Annotated in this window: 18 protein-coding genes; 12 read left to right on the plus strand and 6 right to left on the minus strand. The window is 45.8% G+C overall.

Features of this window, described 5'->3' with window-relative positions:
• Positions 1 to 78: 78 nt before the first annotated feature.
• From BLQ53_RS01390 to BLQ53_RS01410, 5 genes are all read left to right on the plus strand, one after another.
• Complete coding sequence (locus BLQ53_RS01390; protein WP_093725255.1) at positions 79 to 7,914, plus strand: SpaA isopeptide-forming pilin-related protein; 7,836 nt, start codon at positions 79 to 81, stop codon at positions 7,912 to 7,914.
• Position 7,915: 1 nt separating this feature from the next.
• Positions 7,916 to 8,506 carry a class D sortase gene (locus BLQ53_RS01395; RefSeq protein ID WP_093725257.1) on the plus strand — a complete coding sequence of 197 codons (591 nt, stop codon included), beginning with the start codon at positions 7,916 to 7,918 and terminating at the stop codon, positions 8,504 to 8,506.
• A 434-nt stretch (positions 8,507 to 8,940) separates the two neighbouring features.
• Positions 8,941 to 10,971, plus strand: a complete 2,031-nt coding sequence (locus BLQ53_RS01400) for a choice-of-anchor I family protein (RefSeq protein WP_093725259.1) — start codon at positions 8,941 to 8,943, stop codon at positions 10,969 to 10,971.
• A gap of 107 nt (positions 10,972 to 11,078) precedes the next feature.
• Complete coding sequence (locus tag BLQ53_RS01405; RefSeq protein ID WP_093725261.1) at positions 11,079 to 12,005, plus strand: AEC family transporter; 927 nt, start codon at positions 11,079 to 11,081, stop codon at positions 12,003 to 12,005.
• A gap of 352 nt (positions 12,006 to 12,357) precedes the next feature.
• Positions 12,358 to 13,653 carry a CitMHS family transporter gene (locus BLQ53_RS01410; protein WP_093725263.1) on the plus strand — a complete coding sequence of 432 codons (1,296 nt, stop codon included), beginning with the start codon at positions 12,358 to 12,360 and terminating at the stop codon, positions 13,651 to 13,653.
• 1,109 nt (positions 13,654 to 14,762) lie between these two features.
• Here BLQ53_RS01410 and BLQ53_RS01415 read toward each other — a convergent pair.
• Positions 14,763 to 14,963: a DUF2536 family protein gene (locus BLQ53_RS01415; protein WP_093725265.1), complete on the minus strand. Its 201-nt coding sequence runs from the start codon at positions 14,961 to 14,963 to the stop codon at positions 14,763 to 14,765.
• 40 nt (positions 14,964 to 15,003) lie between these two features.
• Positions 15,004 to 15,882 (minus strand): GNAT family N-acetyltransferase, encoded by an 879-nt coding sequence (locus BLQ53_RS01420; RefSeq protein ID WP_170829542.1) that lies wholly within the window; start codon positions 15,880 to 15,882, stop codon positions 15,004 to 15,006.
• A 156-nt stretch (positions 15,883 to 16,038) separates the two neighbouring features.
• On the opposite strand from BLQ53_RS01420, the gene BLQ53_RS01425 reads away from it, so the two are divergent.
• The 3 genes from BLQ53_RS01425 to galE all read left to right on the plus strand — a co-directional run bounded on the left by BLQ53_RS01425 (position 16,039) and on the right by galE (position 18,226).
• Positions 16,039 to 16,890, plus strand: coding sequence for an ROK family protein (locus BLQ53_RS01425; RefSeq protein ID WP_093725269.1), 852 nt, complete (start codon positions 16,039 to 16,041; stop codon positions 16,888 to 16,890).
• 17 nt (positions 16,891 to 16,907) lie between these two features.
• On the plus strand, positions 16,908 to 17,165 hold the full coding sequence (locus BLQ53_RS01430; RefSeq protein WP_093725271.1) for a YciI family protein: 258 nt from the start codon (positions 16,908 to 16,910) through the stop codon (positions 17,163 to 17,165).
• Positions 17,166 to 17,236: 71 nt separating this feature from the next.
• Positions 17,237 to 18,226, plus strand: a complete 990-nt coding sequence (gene galE / locus BLQ53_RS01435) for a UDP-glucose 4-epimerase GalE (RefSeq protein ID WP_093725273.1) — start codon at positions 17,237 to 17,239, stop codon at positions 18,224 to 18,226.
• Positions 18,227 to 18,237: 11 nt separating this feature from the next.
• Here the strand turns inward: galE and BLQ53_RS01440 are convergent, their stop codons facing one another.
• Complete coding sequence (locus BLQ53_RS01440; RefSeq protein WP_093725275.1) at positions 18,238 to 18,738, minus strand: GNAT family N-acetyltransferase; 501 nt, start codon at positions 18,736 to 18,738, stop codon at positions 18,238 to 18,240.
• A 118-nt stretch (positions 18,739 to 18,856) separates the two neighbouring features.
• Between BLQ53_RS01440 and BLQ53_RS01445 the strand changes: the two genes are divergently transcribed.
• Entirely contained in the window at positions 18,857 to 19,726 is an 870-nt protein-coding gene (locus BLQ53_RS01445; protein ID WP_244499202.1) for an SMP-30/gluconolactonase/LRE family protein, read from the plus strand.
• 38 nt (positions 19,727 to 19,764) lie between these two features.
• Here the strand turns inward: BLQ53_RS01445 and BLQ53_RS19270 are convergent, their stop codons facing one another.
• From BLQ53_RS19270 to BLQ53_RS01455, 3 genes are all read right to left on the minus strand, one after another.
• Positions 19,765 to 19,893, minus strand: a complete 129-nt coding sequence (locus BLQ53_RS19270) for a hypothetical protein (RefSeq protein ID WP_280137051.1) — start codon at positions 19,891 to 19,893, stop codon at positions 19,765 to 19,767.
• Positions 19,894 to 19,898: 5 nt separating this feature from the next.
• Positions 19,899 to 20,996 carry a response regulator aspartate phosphatase gene (locus BLQ53_RS01450; protein ID WP_093725279.1) on the minus strand — a complete coding sequence of 366 codons (1,098 nt, stop codon included), beginning with the start codon at positions 20,994 to 20,996 and terminating at the stop codon, positions 19,899 to 19,901.
• Between the two features lie 174 nt (positions 20,997 to 21,170).
• Entirely contained in the window at positions 21,171 to 22,529 is a 1,359-nt protein-coding gene (locus BLQ53_RS01455) for an MATE family efflux transporter (RefSeq protein ID WP_093725281.1), read from the minus strand.
• A gap of 185 nt (positions 22,530 to 22,714) precedes the next feature.
• Here BLQ53_RS01455 and BLQ53_RS01460 point away from each other — a divergent pair, with 185 nt between their 5' ends.
• The 3 genes from BLQ53_RS01460 to BLQ53_RS01470 all read left to right on the plus strand — a co-directional run bounded on the left by BLQ53_RS01460 (position 22,715) and on the right by BLQ53_RS01470 (position 24,422).
• Positions 22,715 to 23,065, plus strand: coding sequence for a hypothetical protein (locus BLQ53_RS01460; protein WP_093725283.1), 351 nt, complete (start codon positions 22,715 to 22,717; stop codon positions 23,063 to 23,065).
• Positions 23,066 to 23,149: 84 nt separating this feature from the next.
• Complete coding sequence (locus BLQ53_RS01465; protein ID WP_093725285.1) at positions 23,150 to 23,836, plus strand: Na-translocating system protein MpsC family protein; 687 nt, start codon at positions 23,150 to 23,152, stop codon at positions 23,834 to 23,836.
• 175 nt (positions 23,837 to 24,011) lie between these two features.
• Positions 24,012 to 24,422 (plus strand): anti-sigma regulatory factor, encoded by a 411-nt coding sequence (locus BLQ53_RS01470; protein ID WP_093725287.1) that lies wholly within the window; start codon positions 24,012 to 24,014, stop codon positions 24,420 to 24,422.
• Positions 24,423 to 24,460: the final 38 nt, after the last annotated feature.

Raw genomic sequence — 24,460 nt, forward strand, 5'->3', positions numbered from 1 at the left:
ATCATCTCGAACATTGTTCTGAAAGACAAGGACGGGAATGTTATTGATGCAGATGAGAATCCGGATAATCATCCAGCCTTGGGTGATGAAGTTACGATTGATATGGACTGGGCTTTGGAAAATGGTCATCCATATGGGGAGGGATCAACTTTTACCTTCTCGCTGCCGGACTACTTCGCGATTTACAACGATGTGGACGGACAATTGGAATTCGGAGATGAAAGTGTCGGAACTTATAAACTAAGTATGGATGGCACAGTTGTCATGACTTTCAACGACAATATCGCCAAGCTGTCCAATGTCAAAGGGACATTGCATTTCTGGACGGAATTCCATGAAAAGATCGAGGGAAGTATCGAACAGGAAATCATCTTTACCATCAAGGAAGAAGATATAGCTGTCATTCCAGTGAAATTCCAGCCAAAGCCCGGAAATGCAATCGATAAATCCGGTAAAACAGATCGAGGCTATAATGCAAAGGAAATCACTTGGACAGTCGATTTCAACAAACAGCTGAAGACAATCGAGGATGCTGTATTGAAAGACCCGCTGGAAGCAAATCAAAAGCTGCAGCCTGGTTCGATCAACGTTTATAAGCTGGATGTCCTGCTTGACGGTACTGTGAGACAGGGGGATTTAGTTGATCCATCCGCTTACACCGTTCAAGCGGAACCTTTTGAAATCGATTTTGGTAAGCTGACGGATGCTTATCGCGTGGAATTCAAAACGGACATTACGGATGCTGATGGTACGGCTTATAAAAACACAGCTACATTGACTGGTTCGAATATCGAGGATCTGCCAGCGACAGCTTCCGTCAGCGTCAGCCGAGGGAAACCACTCGCCAAACGCAGTGCTGCTTATGATGCAGCCAAGCAGACAATCACCTGGGAAATCCAATACAACTACAATGAAAAAACAATCCAGCAGCAGGACGCTGTGCTGACGGATTTGTTCGATGACAAGCATATGCTGATCACAGACTCCATAAAGGTCGAAAAAATCACGATCGGTGAGAATGGGCAGCAAACGGGTGCTGAACCTTATACGAATTACCAAGTCGATGAACAGCCAGCTGCCGATGGAAAGCGCGGATTCCAGCTGCAATTCAAGGAAGACATCCAGAACGCTTATAAAATCACTTATCAGACAAAAGCAGATGGCCGTGTCATGGATGATGGCCGTATCAACAATAGCGTCACAGTAGGCGATAATATAATTGATACTGGTCAAGGAATCAATCAGCAAGTTCTTTCCAAAGGCTACTCCAATGTAAACTATAAAGATAAAACAGCTAACTGGACCATTGATTTCAACAAAGATTCCCATAAGATGACGAATGTCTTCATCACGGATACGTATCCGAATAAGGGACTCACGATGAAAGAGGATACGTTTAAGATCGTCGATCGTGCCACTGGCGAGACAGTATCCGAAAACGATTATGAACTTGTCGTGACAGCTGACGGGTTCACGGTCAAGTTCCAGAATGAGATCAAGACACCATATCGCATCACCTATACAACCGATTTTGATTACGACAGCTTAGGTGAGCAAAAACAATTCCGGAACCACGTAGTGCTTGATTGGACGGATGAATCGGGGAAAGATCAGACCAAGGAAGCAGCAGCGGGATTCAATCCGGATGACTATACAGTGAACAATGGTTTCAAGAATGGTTCCTACAATGCTGTAACGAAAGAGATCACCTGGAATATCGGGGTCAACTATGATTTGAAGGACTTGAAGAACGCCACTGTAACCGACTATATCCAAGGTAAGCAGAATCTAGTGGAAGGCTCGTTGAAAGTTTACGAGATGAATCTATTGAGTTGGTGGAATGGTGCTGATAAGGGGAATCTCTTAAAAGAAGGCACAGATTATGTTGTAGAGAAAGTACCTAACAATACAGAAGGCGAGCCAGGCTTCAGGGTGAAGCTTACAGACAGCAGCAAGCCATATTGGATCGAGTACAAAACCAGCCTGGCTGGGGAGTTGATTGTCAATCGATACGACAACACGGCGACCTTATCAAGTGATGGTTTGGATTCTATCAATCTTGATGCGCAGGTATCCGTCCAAAACGGCGGCAGCTACAACGTAAAAGATGGGTCCCAGAATGGCAATGTGATCAATTGGAAAATCGACATCAATAAAGGCCAATCACATGTATCCAAAGCGAAAGTGACGGATGAACAGCAGGCAAACCAGATCCTCCTGGAAGACAGCTTCAAGTTATTTGCAACAAATGTTTCTGAGAATGGCAGTCTCTCCAAAGGCGAGGAAGTGCCGAAAGACGCATATGAACTAGAGATACAGACAGCTGAAGATGGCAGCCAAACATTCGAGTTGTCCTTCCTGGAAGATATCGATCGAGCGTATATCCTTGAATATCAATCGTATATCAATGCAGCCAATGGAGAAGCCATCAGCAATAAGGCAGTCTTCTCCGGTGAAAACATCACAACCGAAACAGTCGAATCCGGTAAGACGATCATCGTCCGTAAAAGCGGAGGCAGCGGTACCGGGTCCGGTGAGTATGGCAGCCTGGAAGTGTCAAAAGTGGACGCGGCTACTGATGAGGCATTGGCTGGAGCGACATTCACGTTATATGACAGCGAAGGAAAGATTGCCATCCGCAGTGTGACAACTGGTGAAGATGGCAAGGCAGTATTCAAAAACTTGCTTTATGACGACTATTTGCTGAAAGAAGACAAAGCACCGGAAGGTTATGTAGTCGGCATCCAGGATACCCAGAAGGTAACCGTGGATGGCGAATCGAAAACAATCATTAAAAACAAAGAAATCACACGGGATGTTCTACTGACGAAAATCGATAGCGAAACAAAAAAAGCACTGCAAGGGGCGGTTTTCACTTTAGAACAACAAGTAGACGGCGAGTGGAAACAAGTCCGGGAAAACCTGACAACGGCTGAAGATGGTACGATTTCCGTAAAAGATCTTGATGCAGGAAACTATCGATTCATCGAGACGGCAGCACCGGAACTTTATGACCTTGATACGGATCCCGTCTATTTTGAAATCCAAGCAGATCAAACCTTTGTAACGACTGTTACAAAAGAGAATATCATCCAAAAAGGCAGTGTGAAACTGCATAAGAAAGATGAAGCAGGCAATCCATTGCAAGGTGCGATTTTCACTTTGAAAGATGCGTCCGGCACCATCATTAAAGACGGGCTGACAAGCGATGAGAATGGACTTGTGGAAGTCAAAGATCTGCGTCCAGGCAAGTATGCAATCGTGGAAACGAAAGCACCTGAATTTTACGAGCTTGATGCCACAGTGCATGAGTTTGAGATCAATCCAGCTGAGCAGGCAGAGATCAATCTAGGAAATATCCAAAACAAACTCGTCACAGGTGGTATGCAACTGACAAAAGTGGATGCTGTTCAGAGCGAGACATTGCTTGCAGGAGCAGTCTTTGAACTGCAAACAGCAGAAGGCAAGAAATTGAGAGAAGGTCTGACAACGAATGAAGCAGGTGTACTGGTTGTCGATCAGCTGGCACCTGGTGACTATCAGCTGATAGAAACCAAAGCGCCAAACGATTATCAATTGGATCCGACACCAATCACTTTCACGATTGAAAAAAGCAAGGAAGCAATAATTCAAGTGGAACGTGAAATGAGTAACAAATTGATACCAGGAGAAGTCGTCCTGACAAAAGTGGATGACAAAGATGGTTCCGCCTTAGCCGATGCAACATTTTCGCTTTATAAGGAAGATGGGAAGCTGGTTCAAGAAGGATTGAAGACAGACGCAGCAGGTCAGGTTACTGTTTCCGATTTGCAGCCAGGCAGTTATTATTTCCAGGAAACGAAAGCACCGGCGAATTACGAGCTGAACGAAGCAAAGATTCCGTTCACGATCGAGCGCAGTCAAGTCGAAGCTGTCCAAGTCAAAGCGGACAATACACTGACTCCTGGAGCTGTCTCTTTGATCAAGACAGATGAAGACAATCAGAATCTTCGTTTGGCAGGAGCAGAATTCAAGCTTCAGGATGCAGATGGCGAAATAGTCAGAGAGAATTTGGTTACGGATGAAGAAGGACGAATCATCGTCGACGACTTGGCACCAGGTACGTATCACTTTGTTGAAACAAAAGCACCAGAGCATTACCAGCTGGATGACACACCAATCGAAGTGACTGTCGAAAAAGGACAGCAAGAAGCGGCGGTTGTGACCGCGACAAATACGCTGATCCCAGGCAGTGTTGTTTTAGAGAAGTTGGATAGTGCAGATCACAGCATCACTTTGGAAGGCGCAGTATTTAAGCTCGTGAACAATAAAGGCGATGTTGTGGAAGAAAAACTTGTAACGGATAAAGATGGACGTATCACGGTGAACAATCTAAAGCCGGGCGATTACCAGTTCATCGAAATCGAAGCACCAAAAGATTATGAGCTTGATGCAGAGCCAATCGATTTCACCGTTGAGAAGAGTCAGGAAGAAGCGCTTGTGATTCAGCAGACGAACACGCTGAAGCCAGGGGAAGTCGAGTTAGTGAAAGTGAATAAAAACGATTCTGCAGAAGTATTGGCTGGTGCAGCGTACGTATTGAAAGATGCATCAGGTAATACAGTGAAAGAAAACCTCGTTACCGATCAAGATGGTAAAATCCGTGTAACCGGCTTGGTACCAGGAAAGTATCAATTCGTCGAAGTTAAAGCACCAACGGATTTTGTATTGGATAAGACGCCGATCATATTCGAAGTCGAGCGCAGCCAAGAAAAAGCAGTAACAGTGACAGCTGTCAACGAATTGATCAAAGGCGCGGTTGACATTACCAAAGTCGGCGAAGATAACTTGGAAAAAGGTCTGGAAGGAGCGGAATACGAGCTCCGTACAAAAGCTGGAGAAACTATCAAAACAGGCAAAACAGATGAAACAGGAAAGCTTCAATTCAAAGACTTGCTTCCTGGAGATTATGAGATTGTCGAAACAAAAGCGCCATTCGGCTATGACTTGGATGCTGCACCGATTCCTGTGACAATCGAGCGCAGCCAAGAAAAGGTACTCACTGTCCAGCAAATGGACCAATTGACACCAGGTTCTGTTTTATTGAAGAAAGTCGACAGCAAAGAGAATACGATCGGTCTTGCTGGAGCAGTATTCGAATTGCAGGATGAGACAGGAGAGACGTTGCAGGAAGGTTTGACAACAAACGAGGCTGGCGAACTGTCCATCGTGGATTTGAAGCCAGGTGATTACCAGCTTGTCGAGACACAAGCACCAGCCGATTATACGCTGCATGACACACCAATCATCTTTACCATTGAAAAAGGTCAGCAAGTGATTCCGACAGTGGAAGTGGAAAATACACTTACACCAGGCGTTGTCTCTTTGATCAAAATGGATAAAGATAATGAGAACGTGCCGCTTCAAGGAGCAGCATATAAGCTTGTCGATGAAACAGGCGCAATCGTGCAGGAAAACTTGGTCACCGATCAGGATGGACGCATCATTGTTTCCGATCTTGCACCGGGCAACTATCAGTTCATTGAAACCAAAGCACCGGAAAATTACGTACTGGATGCGACACCGATCGATGTCGAGGTGAAGCGGAGCCAGCAGGAAGCAGCTGTTGTTTATGCAGAAAATGAGCTGATTCCAGGAAGCGTCGTCTTGGAGAAGAAAGATAGCGTAGATGACTCTATCACACTGGCAGGCGCAGAATTCAAACTAGTGGATAGCAGCGGCAACATCATCGAAGAGAAACTGACAACGGACGAAAACGGTCGCATCGTAGTGGAGAACCTCAAACCAGGTGCTTACCAGTTCATCGAGACGAAAGCACCAGCAGATTATGTACTGGATGAAAAGCCGATAGATTTCGAGATTGCAAAGAGCCAAGACCAACCGCTTCATCTCACAGCAAAAAACACGCTCATCCCAGGTGGAGTGGAATTGATCAAAGTCAATACACATGATAATACCGAAAAACTCGCAGGGGCCGTATTCGAATTGCAAGATCAAGATGGCAATGTCATCAAAGAAAATCTGACAACAGATGAATCCGGAAAAATCAGCGTGGATGATCTGGCGCCAGGAAGCTATCAATTCGTCGAGACAAAAGCACCGGCTGACTTCCTGAAAGACGATACACCGCTGACCTTCGTCATTGAAAGAAGTCAGATAGGAAAAGTTGTGCTAACTGCGGAAAATGACCTTACAAAAGGATCTCTTGAGATTGTCAAAGTCGGCAGTGAGGATGAAAAGGTCGGACTAGAGGGGGCTTCATTCGATCTATTGACAGTAGCTGGGGAAAAAATAGCTTCCGGAAAGACAGATAAAGAAGGAAAACTGCAATTCAAAGATCTAGTTCCAGGTGACTATATCATCAAGGAAACAGAAGCACCTTTCGGTTATGACCTGCATACGACGCCGAAACACGTGACGATTGAACGCAGTCAACAAGAAGCAGCTGTCATCCAGCTGACCAATGAACTCTCAACAGGAGCGGTCAATCTGGAGAAAGTCGACAGCAAGGACAACAATGTCAGATTGGCAGGAGCTGTATTCCGTTTAGTCGATAGCAAAGGGGAGACATTGCAGGAGGGTCTGACAACGAATGGTGATGGCCAGCTGACAATCACGGATTTGAAGCCGGGCGACTATCAGCTCGTGGAGACAAGTGCCCCGGAAAATTATGTGCTGGATGAAACACCAATCACCTTTACCATTGAAAAAGGGCAGCAAACACCGCTTGCCGTAACAGCGGAAAATACACTGCAGCCAGGAATCGTTTCGCTTATCAAAGTGGATAAAGATAATCCTGATATCCATTTGGAAAATGCGGAATTCCGATTGCTTGATGACAAAGGTAATATCGTGAAAGAAAAGCTGTACACAGACAGCGAGGGCCGTATCATTGTCGAAGATCTGGCTCCAGGTTCCTATACCTTTGTCGAAACGAAGGCACCTGCCGGATATAAGCTGGATGACACTCCAATCGAAATAACAGTAGAAAAAGGCCAGAAAGAAGCAGCCGTGGTAACAGCTGTGAACGAATTGACACCAGGAACAGCTGTACTGGAAAAAGTCGATGCAGACGATGACGCTTTGAAACTGGAAGGAGCCGTGTTCAAGCTCGTAAACGATAAAGGAGATACCGTCAAAGAGGAGCTTATTACCGATGAAAACGGGCGCATCTCGGTCGATGGACTGAAACCTGGAACCTATCAGTTCATCGAAACAAAAGCACCAATCGGATATGAGCTGAATGATACACCTTTTGCTGTAACAATCGAAAAAGATCAACAAGCAGCCGCTGTTGTGACGGCAGTAAACGAATTGACGCCAGGAACAGTCATTTTGGAAAAAGTTGATGCGGGCGATACTTCCAAAGTGCTCGAAGGAGCGGTATTCGATGTGTTTGATCAGACAGGGAATCCTGTAAAAGAAGGTCTTATCACGGATAAAAACGGTCACATCACAATCGATGACCTGAAGCCGGGAGACTATCAATTCGTCGAGACAAAAGCACCAGCAGGTTACCAGCTGAATCAAACGCCGATTCCATTCACGATAGAAGCTGCCCAAACAGAATCAGTGGCAGTAACGGTGACAAACGAACTGCAGCCAGTTCCTGAGGATCCAGAAGAACCGCTTGTGCCACAGGAGCCAGGCAATGATGGAACACCAACAGACCCACCAAGTACAGAACCAGTTGATCAAGTAACGAACAAACCTGATCCAGGGAGGTCTGTAATTCCAGCAGCAGGTGGCGGAACCGATTCTAAACCAACGGCGAATAACCTGCCATCGAGCTTGCCGCAGACCGGGGAGCAGCTGCTATCACTGATGCTTATGGCAGGTATCCTTTCAGTCGGCATTGGAGGAGTATACATTTGGAATGCTCTCCGCACGCAGACAGCAAGGAAGAGGAATTAAGATGAAAAAAGGAAAGCTGATTATTGGGATCGTATTTCTTTTGTTAGGAGTGGCGTTAGTTGCCACTCCCCTTACTATAGAAAGAATGCACGCCAAAGAAGTGAATGCATTAGAAAAAGCCTTTGCAACCATTGAGGCAGGAGACCAGCCAGAAACTGGGGGATCCCAAGAGAGAAAATGGTCGGAAGAAGAACTGGCGGAGACGATGAAGCTGGAGATTCCTTCTATCGAACTAGAGCAGTATGTACTCAATCAAACGACAGCAGATAATTTAGCTATCGCATTGACTCAAATCAAGGCAGATCAAGATCCTGCCAAGGACAATTTCTCGATTGCCGGCCATCGCGGTTATCGGGGAGATCGCTTCTTCCGACAGCTGCCGGAAGTGAAGCCAGGAGCAGAAATCAAACTGCAGGATAAAGATGCTACCTATATCTATGAAGTGAACAATGTCGAGATAGTGGAACCTGATGATATCGCCATACTGGAAAATGGAGATAATCCCAAAATCACCTTGGTAACGTGTACGCTCTCTGGTAAACAGCGAGTTGCTGTAACCGGGGAATTAACGGAAATTGTGCCAAAAAGCTGAATAAGCCGTGCCTTATCAAAATAACTTTCGGAAAATCCTAAAGAGAAACCAGATCCAAACCGATAATGCTAGTAAAGAAAATTTTGCTGTACGGAAGAAAGGACGGACCAATGATCCTGAAAGAAAATGATTTTTTTGTTGGTTTATGGAATGCTTTTCTGGTTTCTGGCTTGTTCTATACAGGTTTGCTGTACACATATTTACTGTTTTTCAGATAAGATCAGAGAGATCGGACCATCTATCTTACTTGCGTGGGGACGTTGAGGGATACGGTCTGAATCGATTATGCAACTACCAGGATGCCAGTGATTTGGCATCCTTTTTTTGTCCTGCAACATTACAAGAAATTCATACATATTTAACAGGAACTTCACAGCTGTAAGCTATGATGACTATCATACATATATCTAAGTGATAGAGTTGAGGTGGCGAAGGTGATTAGATGGAAGAGGTGGACAGCCCTGTCGCTGGCGGCGGCAAGCTTGGCGATACCGGCTGTAGGACATGCACAAGAGCTTAAAGTTTACGGCCATGATCAAGGACAAGCGCTTCAAGTAGAACAGATTGGACGCTATGACAGCGGCAGCGGTATCGGGGAAGGCGGTACGGAAATCGTTGCTTATGATGGCAAAACTAAACGTGCCTTCTCGGTGAATGGGGCAGCGAGAGCTTTGGATATTTTGGATTTGAACGGATTGAAAGATGGAAACAACGAGATTCCGCTGTTAAAGCGTGTCTCACTGGAATATTTTGACGTAAGTGCTTCTGATGTTACAAGTGTCGCCATCCATCCAGAAGGCGAATTCATTGCGGTAGCCGTTCCAAGTGCGGTGAAAACCGACCCGGGTCATGTTGTTTTACTTGATATGGATGGAAACAAGCTGGCGAGTGTCGAAGTAGGAGCTCTTCCCGATATGGTCACCTTCACGCATGATGGTACGAAACTGCTCGTTGCCAATGAAGGCGAACCTTCCGACGATTACACAGTCAATCCAGAGGGTTCCGTGAGCATCATCAATGTAGCAAATGGACTGGACAACCTATCGACGAAAACTGCTGTTTTCACTGACGACATAGTGGAGCAGGATGTACGTAAAGTGAATCCCGACCCTGATAACACTTCCTATGCAGTAAACCTGGAGCCGGAATACATAACTGTCGATAAAGATAGCCGCTACGCGTATGTTGCCATCCAGGAAAGCAACGCTATTGCCAAGCTGGATTTGCAGTCGAACAGCTTCACGACGGTGAAAAGTTTAGGATATAAGGACTTCTCCAAAGAGGGTGTGGAGCTGGATCCTTCCAATAAAGATGAAGGTATCCAGATTGGCAATTGGCCGGTGCTCAGCATGTACATGCCGGATGGGATGACAGCTTTCCAATCTGGTGGGAAGACATATCTTATCACCGCAAATGAAGGGGATGCACAGGATTGGGAAGGCTTCTCGGAAGAAGTGCGGGTGGCCGATTTGGCTGCAGAAGATGCATATGCTTTACATGCCGATCTCTATGAAGGGTATTCACAGGAGCAGCTGGATCAGCTTGTCCAAAATGGATTGTTCGAAGACAGCCAATTAGGACGCCTGAAGACAACTATCGTGGCACCGAAAAATGCGGATGGCAAATATGAGGCTGTATACGGCTTTGGCGGGAGGAGTTTTTCCATTTGGGACGCAGACTCCTTACAGCAAGTGTACGATAGCGGTTCTGATTTCGAAAAAATAACGGCCCAAGCGATTCCGGAGTATTTCAATACGACGAATGATGAAGATAAGCTCGATAACCGCAGTGATGACAAAGGTCCAGAGCCGGAAACAGTCATCACCGGGGAAGTGGATGGAAAAACATATGCCTTCATCGGTCTGGAGCGGACAGGCGGTATCATGGCTTATGATGTGACCAACCCTGCCAGCCCGTCATTCTCGACATACTTTACGAGCCGAAATTTCCAGGGGGATGAAGCAGCGGTGGATAGTGCCAGCGGAAATGTCGCACCAGAAGGGCTGACATACATTCCGGCAGCCGATAGTCCGACAGGTCAGACGCTGCTGCTGGCGGCACATGAAGTATCTGGTACGATTGCGGCTTATGCTCTAGGAGAGAAACCGGCAGAGCAACCGGCTCCTGTGCCCGAAGAAGAAGAGACGGCACCACCCGCAATAGAACCGAATGAACCGGCAGAAGAAATATCCGCACCGGTAAATGAAGCAGAAAAGCCAAAGGAGCAGGAGACAGAGAAAGTGGAAGACCAAACAGAGACTGGCACGGAGGATACTGAGACAGAGACGGCATCGGAGAAGCAAGATAGCATTCCGACAGCGGCGAAATCCGATACAGATGCCGAAGATGGTCAGACACTACCGAATACAAGCACCAATGTATTCAATTGGATGCTGGGCGGAGCATTACTCGTTGCTGCTGGTATCATATTCTTTGGAATCAATAAGCTGCGCAAGCGTGCATAAGGAAAGCAGTCACCATATGGTGGCTGCTTTTTCGATTCTACCCTATAGAGTTTTGAAAATGTTAGCAGTATAATGTCTATGTATTCGCTTACAAAAGGAGGGGGCGCATGGCTGTATTATCATTGATTTTCTTGGAAGTAATTGCACCTTTATTGATTCTTCTTGCTGTGGGGGTCATCCTGCAGCGAAAATTTTCGTTACAGCTTGGTACCTTGTCCAAGCTGCTGACGTATTGCTTCCTGCCTGTGAACGGTTTTATCAATATGTATCAAAGCAGTATGCCGCTTACTGTATTCGGTCAAATCATTCTATTTTTACTGTTGTTCACAACGTTTTCCATCGGCTTTACGGAAATCACAAGCCGTCTGTTCAAGCTCGAACGAGGCGTTGCGGCAACCTATAAGAATAGTGTGGTGCTGATGAACTCAGGAAACTACGGAATCCCCGTCAGTCAGCTCGTCTTCCATTCCAACCCGCTCGGCGTATCGATCCAGCTGATCGTCATGGTCTACCAGAACCTGCTCACCTTTACATATGGACTTTATAATATGGTGAGTGTCAAAGCGCAAGGAAATGCCATCTTGAAGGAACTCATCAGGCTGCCGATGATTTATGCCATCATCCTTGGGATATTATGTGCATCGTTTCATATAGACATTCCGATCGTGCTATGGAACCCGATCCAGTCGATTGCTGATGCCTTCTTAGCTGTCGCCTTGATTACGCTTGGAGCACAAGTGGCACAGATCAAACTGCAGCGGCCGCATGTTGTGCTTTATTTGAGCACGCTTTCCCGGCTTTTGATCGGACCTGCTGCGGCCTTGGGCATCATTTATATATTGGGGCTGGACGGGACGGTAGCACAGTCGCTATTCATCGCCAGCTCATTCCCTACTTCGCGGAACAGCTCAATCTTTGCCCTGGAATATAATAATAATCCGGATTTAGCGGCTCAGACAGTATTGATGACAACAATCCTTAGCAGCATTACCGTTACTGTAGTCGTATATTTAGCAGGGGTTTTGTTCGGATAAGCATATTTTTGATAGAGCAAGATAAAATTTTTAAGTGGCAGGATGCAATAGGTTTAACAGAATTGGAAATTCTGGATTGTTCAATAGTATAACTTAGTCGATATATTTAAGTTATACTATTGAGTGTGTATGAGGCGTTTATTACGATGTAAACATAGGGTAATCTACCTGAATTTAACTAGGAAAAGCTGTCATAGAAGTATTCAGTCGGTTATGGTGAGTTTTCTTACTTAAAAAAGTAATAAAACTATTGAAATTATTTTTGGAAGCGCATACAATGTATGTAATATATTATGCAACGCTGCTTAGGATTTGGGGGAATTGTTTCAGGAGACGATGAGGGGGATTTAGCATGTTAGCTATAATGGGTTTCTTGATGGTCTTTCTATTCATGTATTTGATTATGACGAAAAAGCTATCCGCGCTAATTGCGCTGATGATCATTCCGGCGATTTTCGCTGTACTGACAGGGCATGGCCCTGAACTCGGGGAAATGTCACTGCAAGGTATCACAGACTTGGCACCAACTGGAATCATGCTATTATTCGCGATTCTTTATTTTGGAATCATGATTGATGCCGGTTTATTCGATCCAGTCGTCGGCCGCATCTTGAAAGCGGTCAAAGGGGATCCGACGAAAATCGTCATCGGGACGGCTGCGCTTGCACTTGTCGTATCTTTGGATGGTGATGGAACGACAAGTTATATGATTACGGTTTCTGCGTTCTTCCCGCTGTATCAGCGGCTGAAAATGAATCCGCTCATCTTGCCGGCAATCGCCGTCATGTGTGTAAGTTTGACGAATATGGTGCCGTGGGGCGGGCCAACAGCACGTGCTGCAGCTGCATTGAATGTAGATGTAGGGGATGTATTCGTTCCGCTTATTCCGACTATGATCGGCGGGGCAATTTGGATTTTGTTCACGGCTTACTTCATGGGACGCCGCGAAAGGAAACGTCTTGGTGTCGTGACATTTGATGACGCGGAACAGCGTACATTGCAGCAGCAGGCTGCCACAGTCGATGCTTCCCTGAAACGTCCGAAACTTCTGTGGGTCAACTTTGCACTGACAATTGTCTTAATGTTCGGTCTAATCAAAGGCATCATGCCGCTGCCGGTATTGTTCATGCTGGCATTTGCGATTGCAATCACTATCAACTACCCGAACTTGAAACAGCAGAAAGAACGTATCGCCGACCATGCCGGTAACGTACTTGCAGTCGTTTCCCTCGTATTCGCTGCTGGTATTTTCACTGGTATCTTATCTGGTACCGAGATGGTCGATGCAATGGCATCCAGCCTCATTTCCATCATCCCGGATTCATGGGGGCCGGCTTTCAGCATCATCGTAGCAGTCACAAGTATTCCATTTACGTTCTTCATGTCCAATGACGCATATTATTTCGGTGTGGTACCGATTTTGGCAGAAGCTGCTGCCAACTACGGATTCTCGGCTACAGAAATCGCTCGGGCATCCTTGCTCGGACAGCCTGTTCACTTGCTCAGCCCGCTTGTACCGGCTACTTACTTGTTGGTCGGAATGTCGAAGGTCGACTTTGGGGAGTTCCAGCGATTTACGATCCTCTGGGCGACAGGGACGGCATTTGCGGTTATTGCGGTAGCTATTGTAACTGGGATTATATTCTAAGGGCATAAAAATACCGTCCGCGAAGGACGGTATTATAGTGTAAGGATTTAGCGAGGAAGTCATTCGATTTATACCTTTATCGTATAAAATTTTAACTGAAAGCCTATTCGACGTAGTTAAAGTTTCAAGGAAGAAAGTATAAGTGCAACTAGGCCTCTGTCTGCGCCTGCGGCTGGCCACTCGGCAAGTTTTCTTTATACTTTCAAAGCATTAATTTTAAGGAAGAAAGTATAAGTGCAACTAAGCCTCTGTCTGCGCCCGCGGCTTGTCACTCGGCAAGTTTTCTTTATACTTTCAAAGCATTAACTGAAAGCAAATTCGACGTGGTTAAAGCTTTAAGGAAGAAAGTATAAGTGCAACTAGGCCTCTGTCTTCGCCTGCGGCTTGTCATCGGCAAGTTTTCTTTATACTTTCAAAGCATTAATTTTAAGGAAGAAAGTATAAGTGCAACTAAGCCTCTGACTTCGCCTGCGGCTTGTCACTCGGCAAGTTTTCTTTATACTTTCAAAGCATTAATTTTAAGGAAGAAAGTATAAGTGCAACTAAGCCTCTGACTTCGCCTGCGGCTTGTCACTCGGCAAGTTTTCTTTATACTTTCAAAGCATTAATTTTAAGGAAGAAAGTATAAGTGCAACTAAGCCTCTGACTTCGCCTGCGGCTTGTCACTCGGCTAGTTTTCTTTATACTTTCAAAGCATTAATTTTAAGGAAGAAAGTATAAGTGCAACTAAGCCTCTGACTTCGCCTGCGGCTTGTCACTCGGCAAGTTTTCTTTATACTTTCAAAGCGTTAATTTTAAGGAAGAAAGTATAAGTGCAACTAAGCCTCTGACTTCGCCTGCGGCTCGCCACTCGGCTAGTTTTCTTTATACTTTCAAAGCATTAACTGAAAGCAAACTCGACGTAGTTAAAGCTTTAAGGAAGAAAGTATAAGTGCAACTAGGCCTCTGTCTGCGCCTGCGGCTCGCCACTCGGCTAGTTTTCTTTATACTTTCCTGGCATGGAACTTTAACTGAAAGCCTATTCGACGTGGTTAAAGCTTCAAGGAAGAAAGTATAAGTGCAACTAGGCCTCTGTCTGCGCCTGCGGCTCGCCACTCGGCAAGTTTTCTTTATTTCGCTTTAAAATGAGCAACGGCACTATAATACCGCCGGCCGTTTTCATCTACGTGCATTTGATGTGCTACATGGTGCAGCTCCAGCAGGATGGCTTTATTATGCTGGATTTGTTCATTGATTTTCTTTTCCAAGACGGATAGGTCATTTGCTTCGAAGAACTCGACTTTGTCTTTTAGCATCTCCAAATCTAGCATGGCTCTCGTTCCTTTCTATCACAGCTTCCATCCTATTATATTATGCATGGGACAATTCGGGAAACTGAAATACAGCGGGAAGCAGTTCTGGTTTGTTCACAAACAAGGTGTCCCGTTCTGTATGCTTGTGGGAGATAGGCTCAAGATCCGGGAATGTCGGTGTGAAATGGAAAATGACTTCCGTGATGCCTGGTTGGGCGATATAATCGGCGATTTGCTGCCAAATGAGCCGGGATTGACTGATTACTTCATATAAATGGATTGTCTGCCCTATTTTTTTATAAAGCAGCAGGGCGGCTGGCTCCAAAAGCTCGATGATTTCGATTTCCGGATCATATAAGGTATGGAAGCCGAGAACATGCTGGGCATCCGATATATCGAGAATTTCCGACTGTGGGTGGCGTTTGCCATAGCGATCAAGCAGCACGAGCATGTCTTGCGGATTGGCTGCCGGCTGAAGCTTCCGATAATCCGGGACAGGGCGCAGCTCGGAAGACACCGGGATGGAAAACAAATGTTCTTCGACAGCGGTGAAGCCGAGCTTCTCGTAAAAGCCTTCCACACCCGGGCGGGAAAACAAGTAAATCAAATCGGTCTCTTCTTCATACTGCCGGATGACGCGCTGCAGCAGTTGTGTAGCCAGTCCTTGATTCTGATAGCTTGGATCCGTCATGACCGTCCCGATTTGGATTGCTTTCATTTTTTGCTGATGTATATGTGCTGTGAGCGCGCTTACAGAAACATTTGCGACAATTTGTGTATCGTCTGCGAAGGCATGTGTGTGATAGCGGTCGTTCCACAAGCCGCTTTTATATAATAATTCAAAATCGAAGCCAAAAGTTTTTCTGGCGAGTTTATTAAAACTTTTACGTAAATTCTGTTCATGTGCAAATGCAGTTACTGCTTGCAGAGCAGTCATCATGCATCCCCCATTCCTGACAAACTAATCTGTTTTTTAAAATTGATAATATTTCTATTTTATAATAATTCTCATATTTGTACAGTACCTGCTACTATTGACGCAGGAGGAGAAAACTTCCATAGTAGAATAATAGAAACAAATGAGGTGATATCGATGCGATATGGAGCTATTGAAGCTGGCGGTACAAAATTTGTTTGTGCTGTCGGAGATGAACATGGGAATGTGGAGGAGCGAGTGTCCTTTTCGACAACCAAACCAGAAGAAACCATCCAGCAGGTGCTCGACTTCTTCCATGATAAACAAATCGAAGCACTGGGTGTCGGTGCATTCGGTCCGGTCGATGTGAAAGAGGATAGTCCGACTTACGGAACGATTGGCAACACACCGAAGCTGCAGTGGAAAGATTACTCCCTGCTGGCTGAACTCAAAAGCAGACTAGGCGTACCGGTCAAGCTGGATACCGATGTGAATGCAGCTGCTTTAGGGGAGTATATGCACGGTGCAGCAAAACATGCTGATAGCTGTCTGTATATTACAGTCGGGACGGGCATCGGAGCTGGAGCCATCGTGAATGGCGAAACATTGCAGGGCTTTTCGCATCCGGAAATGGGACATATGCTGATACGGCGGAGCACGCGTGATGCTTATCCAGGGAAATGCCCGTATCATCGTGATTGTTTGGAAGGTCTTGCTGCTGGACCAGCAATCGAAGCCCGCTGGGGAGAGCAAGCACAGAAGCTGTATCACCAAGAGGAAGTCTGGCAGATGGAAGCCTTTTATTTAGCACAGGCAATCATGAACTACACGTTGGTGCTCAGCCCGGAGAAAATCATCATGGGCGGCGGCGTCATGAAGAAAGACGGCCTTCATGAGATGGTCCACCAGGAGTTGGAGCAGCTCATGCAGCGTTATGTCCCGCTTCCGGAGAATTATCTCGTTCCGCCTGGACTTGAGGACAATGCCGGTATCGTCGGGGCACTCATGCTAGCCAAAGATGCTCGATAAAAACGGGAGGCGTTATCATGAAGTACTTTGCAGCTTTTCTTAAAATGGAAAAACCTGAGCTGAACCAGCAATATCGCCAAGCCCATCTGGATTTTCTGGCCGACTTGGATGAAAAAGGGTACATTTTCGCCAGAGGTCCATTCACTGATGGTGCTGGCGGTCTGGTTATCTACCAAGCGGAAGACGAGACTAAAGCGAAACAAGTTGCTGAGCAGGATCCGTACTTGATCAACGGGGTGCGCAGCTTGGAGCTGCATGAATGGAAGAAGGTCTAAACTTTTCCATTTCTGCAAGTTAAAGCATGCTATAATTTAATTGATAATATAGGAGAATCGAGGGATAAGCTATGAAAGTATTAGTTACTGGCGGTGCTGGCTACATCGGCTCCCATGCAGTGGCCACACTCCTTGAAAAAGGGCATGAGGCTGTGATCATCGATAATGTGCTGACAGGTCACTTGCCAGCGGTCAACCAGGATGCGGTCTTCTATGAAGGTGATCTGCGCGATGCAGCATTTTTGGATGATGTATTTGCAAAAGAAAAGGTCGATGCAGTTGTCCATTTTGCCGCAAGCTCCCTTGTCGGGGAATCTGTCGAGGATCCGTTGAAGTACTTCGGCAATAACGTTTATGGGATGCAGGTGCTGCTGGAGACGATGCGCAAGCATGATGTCAAAAAAATCGTCTTTTCTTCCACAGCTGCTACATATGGAGATACCAATGTCGTCCCATTGACAGAGGATTTGGATACGAATCCAGAAAGTCCGTATGGCGAGTCCAAGCTGATGATGGAAAAAATGATGAAATGGTGTGACGGAGCTTACGGAATCAAGTTCGTTTCCTTACGCTACTTCAATGTCGGCGGAGCGCATCCGGATGGCCGCATCGGCGAAGATCATCGTCCGGAAACACATTTGATTCCGATCATCCTGCAAACTGCACTCGGTCAGCGGGAACATATCAGCATCTTCGGTGACGACTATCCGACAGAAGATGGAACATGCATCCGCGACTATATCCACGTTCTCGACTTGATCGATGCCCATCTGCTGGCACTCGAGTATTTGGATAATGGCGGTCAGAGTGATATCTTCAACCTCGGCTCCAGCCAAGGCTTCTCTGTCAAAGAGATGATCGACGTTGCCCGTCATGTCACCGGCAAAGAAATCCCGGCCAAAGTCGGTCCACGCCGCGCTGGTGACCCGGCAGTCCTGATCGCAAGCTCTGCGAAGGCGAAGGAAGTACTCGGTTGGAATCCAACACGCACCGATATGACAGATATCATCGGTGATGCTTGGAGATGGCATCAAAACCGCACGAATGGTTATGATGCATAAGCATACCCCTCCTAATTAGGAGGGGTATTTTCTTTTGCATAAACAAGCACCTGCTTGTTATGGCGTTCAATCGTTTTCCAGACTTGCATACCCAGCTTCTCTGCTACCTTGCAGGAGGCAGTGTTATCAGGGTATATCAGGGCTATGACCCGTTTGCTACCCAGTGTAGAAGCGATATCTTTGAACGCCGCCGCAGCCTCGGTGGCAAACCCTTTCCCCCAATGATTCGGAGCGATCCAATAGCCGATTTCCAGTTCCATCACACCGTCAACTTCCTGTGGAACCAATCCGGCATGTCCAATTGGCTTTCCTGTTTCTTTTTCGATCAGAACTTGCAGCCCAAGCGGCTGATGGGACAAGTTCCAGTTAAAAAACAAGCGTGCGCCTTCTTTGGTTCTTGGTTTTCCGTTTCCGATATAACGGACGACCCGAGGGTCACTGACCAAGCTCTCAAGGAAAGGCAAATCCTCTGTCATATAAGGTCGGATGAACAGCCGTTTTGTTTCATGCATGTTATTTGCCTCCTTTTTAGCATCAGAATGCTTAGAAGTAGTTGTTTCAGGTAATAAGTAATCCATATAGTGGTATTATTACTATAGCAGGTCATACATAGATAAAGGAGTGGGAAAAGTGGCAGAAGCGAAATTATTTCTCGATGCGAAGCAAAGCTTAGCCGAAGGTCCTTTTTGGCGGGAAGAGACGGAGGAACTGTATTGGGTGGATATCAATGGACAGTCAATCCATATATACAATACAAAAACGAACGAGAAGCGGGAAATACCAGTCGATCAAAAAGTTGGAGCGGCCATCCTGAAGAAAGATGGCGGAATGATTTTGGCATTGGAAAATGGTATTTATGAAACAGACAGCGAACTGAAAGCAAAAGTGCTGCTGCATAGTCCGGAAACCGACAGACCATCCAATCGCTTCAATGATGGCAAGGCCGATCCATACGGCAGGATCTGGGCAGGAACGATGCCAGCGAAAGGCAGCGACTATAAAGGAGCTTTTTACCGGATGGAGTTGGATCAGACACTGACACGTGTCATTGATGGAATCGGCAACTCCAATGGTCTTGCCTGGAGTCCGGATCACAAGTATTTTTATTACATCGATACACCGACGGGCGAGGTACAATGTTTCGATTACGATGGAGAAACAGGGGAAATCAGCAATCCGCGGATAGCGGTCTCATTCAAGGACGGAAAACCCGACGGCATGACAATCGACGAAGAAGGAAAACTATGGATCGCCCATTACGGCGGATCCAAGGTCTCGCGCTGGAACCCAGCAACAGGCGAGCGACTAGAGGACGTGCATCTGCCGGTCAGTCAAGTGACAAGCTGTACTTTCGGCGGTCCAGAGCGGAAGACATTGTACATCACGACAGCAAGACAGAACCTGACCGAAGAAGATTTGGAAAAACAACCTCTTGCTGGCGGGATATTCGTATATGAAACCGATGTAGTGGGAGCACCAAGCTACAGATTCGGAAAATAGCAAAAAACCGGCGGATGCCGGTTTTTCGCTTTTTAATATTAGAAGTCCGAATGCACTGGTGCGTTAGGCAAATGGCCTTTAATAGCTTGATCAGAGAATGAATAACCTGCTACTGAACTAACTATAGCTGCAAGTACTAGAAATGCTGCAATGCGTTTCTTTGTCATTGTTATCACCTCCTTGAATGGAACATGACAATATTGTTCTGATATCCCAAAGCTAAACGGTAATAATAATTCGCCTTTTCGAAATTCTTTTCGTTGCTGTAGTAGGTAGCGATTTCGTCAGCGTATTTCTGCAGTTCGTACATTCTGTTATGCTCTTTAAAGTAATCAATAGCATTCTTCAGCGTAGCGGTATAACTGCTAGGGTCCATATTTGCGGAATATAGGGTTTTGAAATGCCAGTAGACATCCTGGTCCCTGTCTTTCTCCAAACGTTTCATCCCTACTTCACACAACTGTTTTCCCTTTTCAAACTGCTCTTCAGCAAAGGCTATCTTAGCTAATAGATAGAGGGTAGCTGTGTAGTTTTCGAATTCTTCATACGGTAATGTCTTCTCTAAATAACGTTTCGCTGCTGAATATAGTCCTTTGTTTTCATAGAGTAAACCAAGATTATGGTAAATACTCACCTGTACCATTTCATCATGTTTTGTATTCGTATCCTGCAAAGCAGAATGCAGGTATTCTTCAGCTAAATCAAATTCTCCCATATCAATATAGTTCAAAGCGATTAGAATCTTAGCCCTCGTCAGCTTCTTCTCATAAGCCGGATACAGCTGATAGATATAAATCGCCTTCTCGGCATAAATAGCAGATCGATTCGTGTAATCTAGATAATAAAGCGCGGAAGCAAACAAATCGAAGAATTCCGCTTTTTCGATGTCATCATGGATATAGCCGAGATAAGGTTCGACTTGGCCGTATTCTTCGATGGCGTTGTAATAGTCTTTTGTCGAGTAAAGGTACATGCCTTTGAACAGGTGCAGGTAATAGAGATGTTCTTCTTTGAGGTAAGGGGAAAAGCCTTCTACTTGGCTGATAAGTTTTTCAGCATCTCCATAATTCTTGCAGAGAATATGATGGCGGCTATGAATCAGAAGTGCCAGCTTGACGACGTCGTCATTCGCTTCTCCTTTAGCGAGCTGTTCGGATACTTCCGTTTTCAGCTTTTCCGCTGCTTGGACTTTTTTCAATTTGATGTTCATATACCACAAATTGAGCAGTTCCCTTAGCTCTTCTGAGTTGAATGTGACGTCAGAACGCATCAGTTACACTCCCTAGTCTGTAAGATTTTGCCTAAAACAAGCATAGCATGTTTTCTAGTGGATTTTTATTGGGAAAGTAGGTCGAATTTTGCGACATTATTTGGCGTTTAATAGGAAGAAGCCATGAAAGCAGGAAAGTTGTCTATAAAAAAACACCTCCGTAGATGGAGGTGCTCAAACAGCTATTTGCTCTTGGTTGCGCTGGATGAATCGCAGCCGCAGGAAAAAGCCGATCGCAGCACAAGTCAAGCCGAGCGTGATGCCGACCCAGAAACCAAACGGCTCCAGTGTCGTGAAGCGGGACAATAGATAGCCACTCGGCAGACCGACGATCCAGTAAGAAATGAAAGCAATGATAAACGGGATGGTAACGTCTTTATAGCCGCGCAGCACGCCTTGAAGGGAAGCTTGAGCTGCGTCGGAAAACTGATACATGATGGCAAACAGCATGAACTGCATGGCAAGCAGGACGACAGCACGATCAGATGTATAGAAGTAGCTGATCTGTTCCCGGAAGATGAACAACAGCAAGCTCAATATACCGATGATGACAAGGGCGGAACTGACCCCAAGGATGGCGTATTGTTTCGCGTGGTTCATCCTTCGAGCGCCGACTTCATAGGAGACAACGATCGTCATTCCGATCGAGATGCTGAGCGGTACCATGAACATCAATGTCGTGAAGTTCAACGCTGTCTGATGGGCAGCAATGATGGTCGTATCGAACAAAGAACCCATGAGCAGGGTGACGACACTGAAGATGCTTGCTTCAAAAAACGTACTCAGCCCCATCGGCACCCCGATTTTCAATTGTTCTTTCCAAGCCTGGAATGAAATCTTATACCAGCGGACGAACAAATAATGCGTACGCATTTCTTTCAATTTAAATGTCAGGAAAACACTGGTACCGAATATGAACCAATACGTAAACGCTGTTGCATAGCCGGCCCCTGCTCCGCCAAGCTCCGGAAAACCGAAGTTCCCGAAGATGAGCAGGTAATTCAGCAGGGCGTTGATAGGCAGCGCCATCAGCAAAATCACCATTGATACTCTTGTGTAGCCTTGGGCATCAAAGAAATTACGCAAAACGGCACTGGCAAACAGCGGAATAATCCCGATGGCAAGTCCGTGCAGATAATTTGTTGCAACAGTATGTACATCCGTACTCAAATCCATGATGCCAAGCACTGGCTGAAGGGCAAATGCTCCGATAACCAACACAACCAACGAAATCAAAATAGCCAAATAAAAACCTTGCATGACTGTCCGTCCGACGTCGCTGCGGCGGTTGTTTCCGATCAGCTGCCCGACCATCGGCGTAATGGCCAGCATGATCCCGGTCAACCCGGTATAAACGGGCATCCAAAGGCTCGATCCAACAGCCACACCAGCCAAATCATCCGTGCCGGCACGGCCGGACATCATGGTATCCAGCACCGTCATGGCATTATAGCTGATCTGTGTCACGAGGATGGGCCATAATATGTGAAAGAATAAAGACGCTTTTTCGCGTATCGAATTGGTAGGATACATAAGTCCACCTCCAGTTGTCGAAAAAAGTAAAATCACAGCATCTAGTGTAACATACCCCCTGCTGTAAAGCACTTTTGCTCTGGTGCTAAAGTTTCAGAAGGTCTGTGGATAAGTCGTTTAGATTTTAGCTGTAAGGGTACATAACACATAACAGCATCTGCCAGACAGGAAAGGAGTGGTAAGAGATGACTTGCCCTTCATTGACGTTAAGTGTGCAGGATTTTGTCGAGCAAACCAAAAGAGGTTCGTCCATAAACGATAACTACTTTTTCGTTTTCAACCATAAGCCGATATTGGCGAAAATATATATAAAAAATCATATGATCGAAATCCCTGATCTGCACGACGTTGTGCTGGAGAAAGGGAGTGATGGCAAAAACAGTCTGTTTTTCATGCCTAAGTCATTCATTTATGAGAATCCGAAAACGAAGCGGACATTGGACGATATGCCCCGCATCATCTTGGAAGGAGAAGAACTATCCATGTCGATGGAACAAACAGATGAAGCCTACACCATGACGATCACAATTCGTTAGTGCAGGCTTTTTTTTATACCCAAATGTACTTCTATAAAGTAAAATATAATAGAAAAAAATCAACCAGGAAAAAGGTACAAGAGAATGGAAATCAAAGACAAACAAAATGTATTGGCGGGCTTCACTGCAAGACTTTTGCGCAAGCATTTCGGAAAAGGTCCCGAGGCGGTATTCGTTTCCATTGCATATGATATCATTTGTATTTATGTACGGGACTTGCTGACGCCTGTCGAGAAAGTACTGCTGGAGAATGAGCAGCATGCCATGGTTTATGCAACACGTGATAGTTTGATGGAGAAGTGCCTGCCTGAACTGAAAGAACAAATCAAGGAGGAGACTGGTCACTATTTCAAACATTTCTATTATGACTGGAATATGGAGACCAATGGCGGCGTCATCGTGGCAATCAAAGATCTGCTAAGTGATGGATCTGATTATCCAGACTTGCAGAAGGTGAATGAGCTGGTTGGAGCAGTCACGAAGAAAACAGAGAGGTTGCCGGACAAGGTAAAATCTGTTAAGCTGAATAATAGAACATTAGTAATCTACCGCGAGGGGATACTCGTCAATATCGAAAAAGAGATCGTCCGCAGCGGAGAGGAAGAAGTACTGCGAAAAGCCAAAGGGAATCTGGAAAAGCAGGAGCTGCGTGAGGCATTTGATAAAGAAAGTCAATTGCTGCAAGGCACTGCACAGGAAATCTTCGTGGATTGGTCGTTTGAAAAGGATCAAAGCGTGATTGTCGTCATCATCAATCCCAACGATAATTGAATTTACTTGGCTAGCATTGGCTGGGCATGGAACTAGCGATAAAGCCAAAGTAGGGACAGCGATAAGCGTCTTTACTTTGGCTTATTTTAATGGACTCAGGTTAAAAGAAGGGGACCTAACTATCAGTATTAGTAAGCAAGTGGCGACAGCTCCTGTTGAGGGGAAGGTGGCAGAAATGAAGATAGAAACGGAAAAAGATATTGTCACGAGCAGATCATGCGGCCGGAAGCTAGCAGCGGAACTGGGTTTCAATGCAGTCGAACAAGCACGCATCACTGCGGCCATCTCAGAGCTTGCCCGTAATATTTATAAGTATGCCGGAAGCGGTACGATCTGTATCCGCAGCGAACAAGATGGAATGAAGGTCGGTATCTACATTACCGCCAAGGACAACGGCCCCGGCATCTTAAACTTGCAGGAAGCCATGCTCGATGGCTATACGACTGGCGGCGGTCTGGGGCGAGGACTTCCTGGCGTGAAGCGGCTCATGGATAACTTTGATATTACATCCTCCAAAGAAGAAGGTACTTGTGTGCAGGTGGCCAAATACCGGATCACTCGAACAACAAGTGTATTCCTGAAATAGGGATACGCTTATTTTATTGGCCAAAATGTTAATCCATC

Source organism: Terribacillus halophilus (genome assembly GCF_900101385.1).
In the GTDB taxonomy this organism is placed as follows: Bacteria; Bacillota; Bacilli; order Bacillales; family Amphibacillaceae; genus Terribacillus; species Terribacillus halophilus.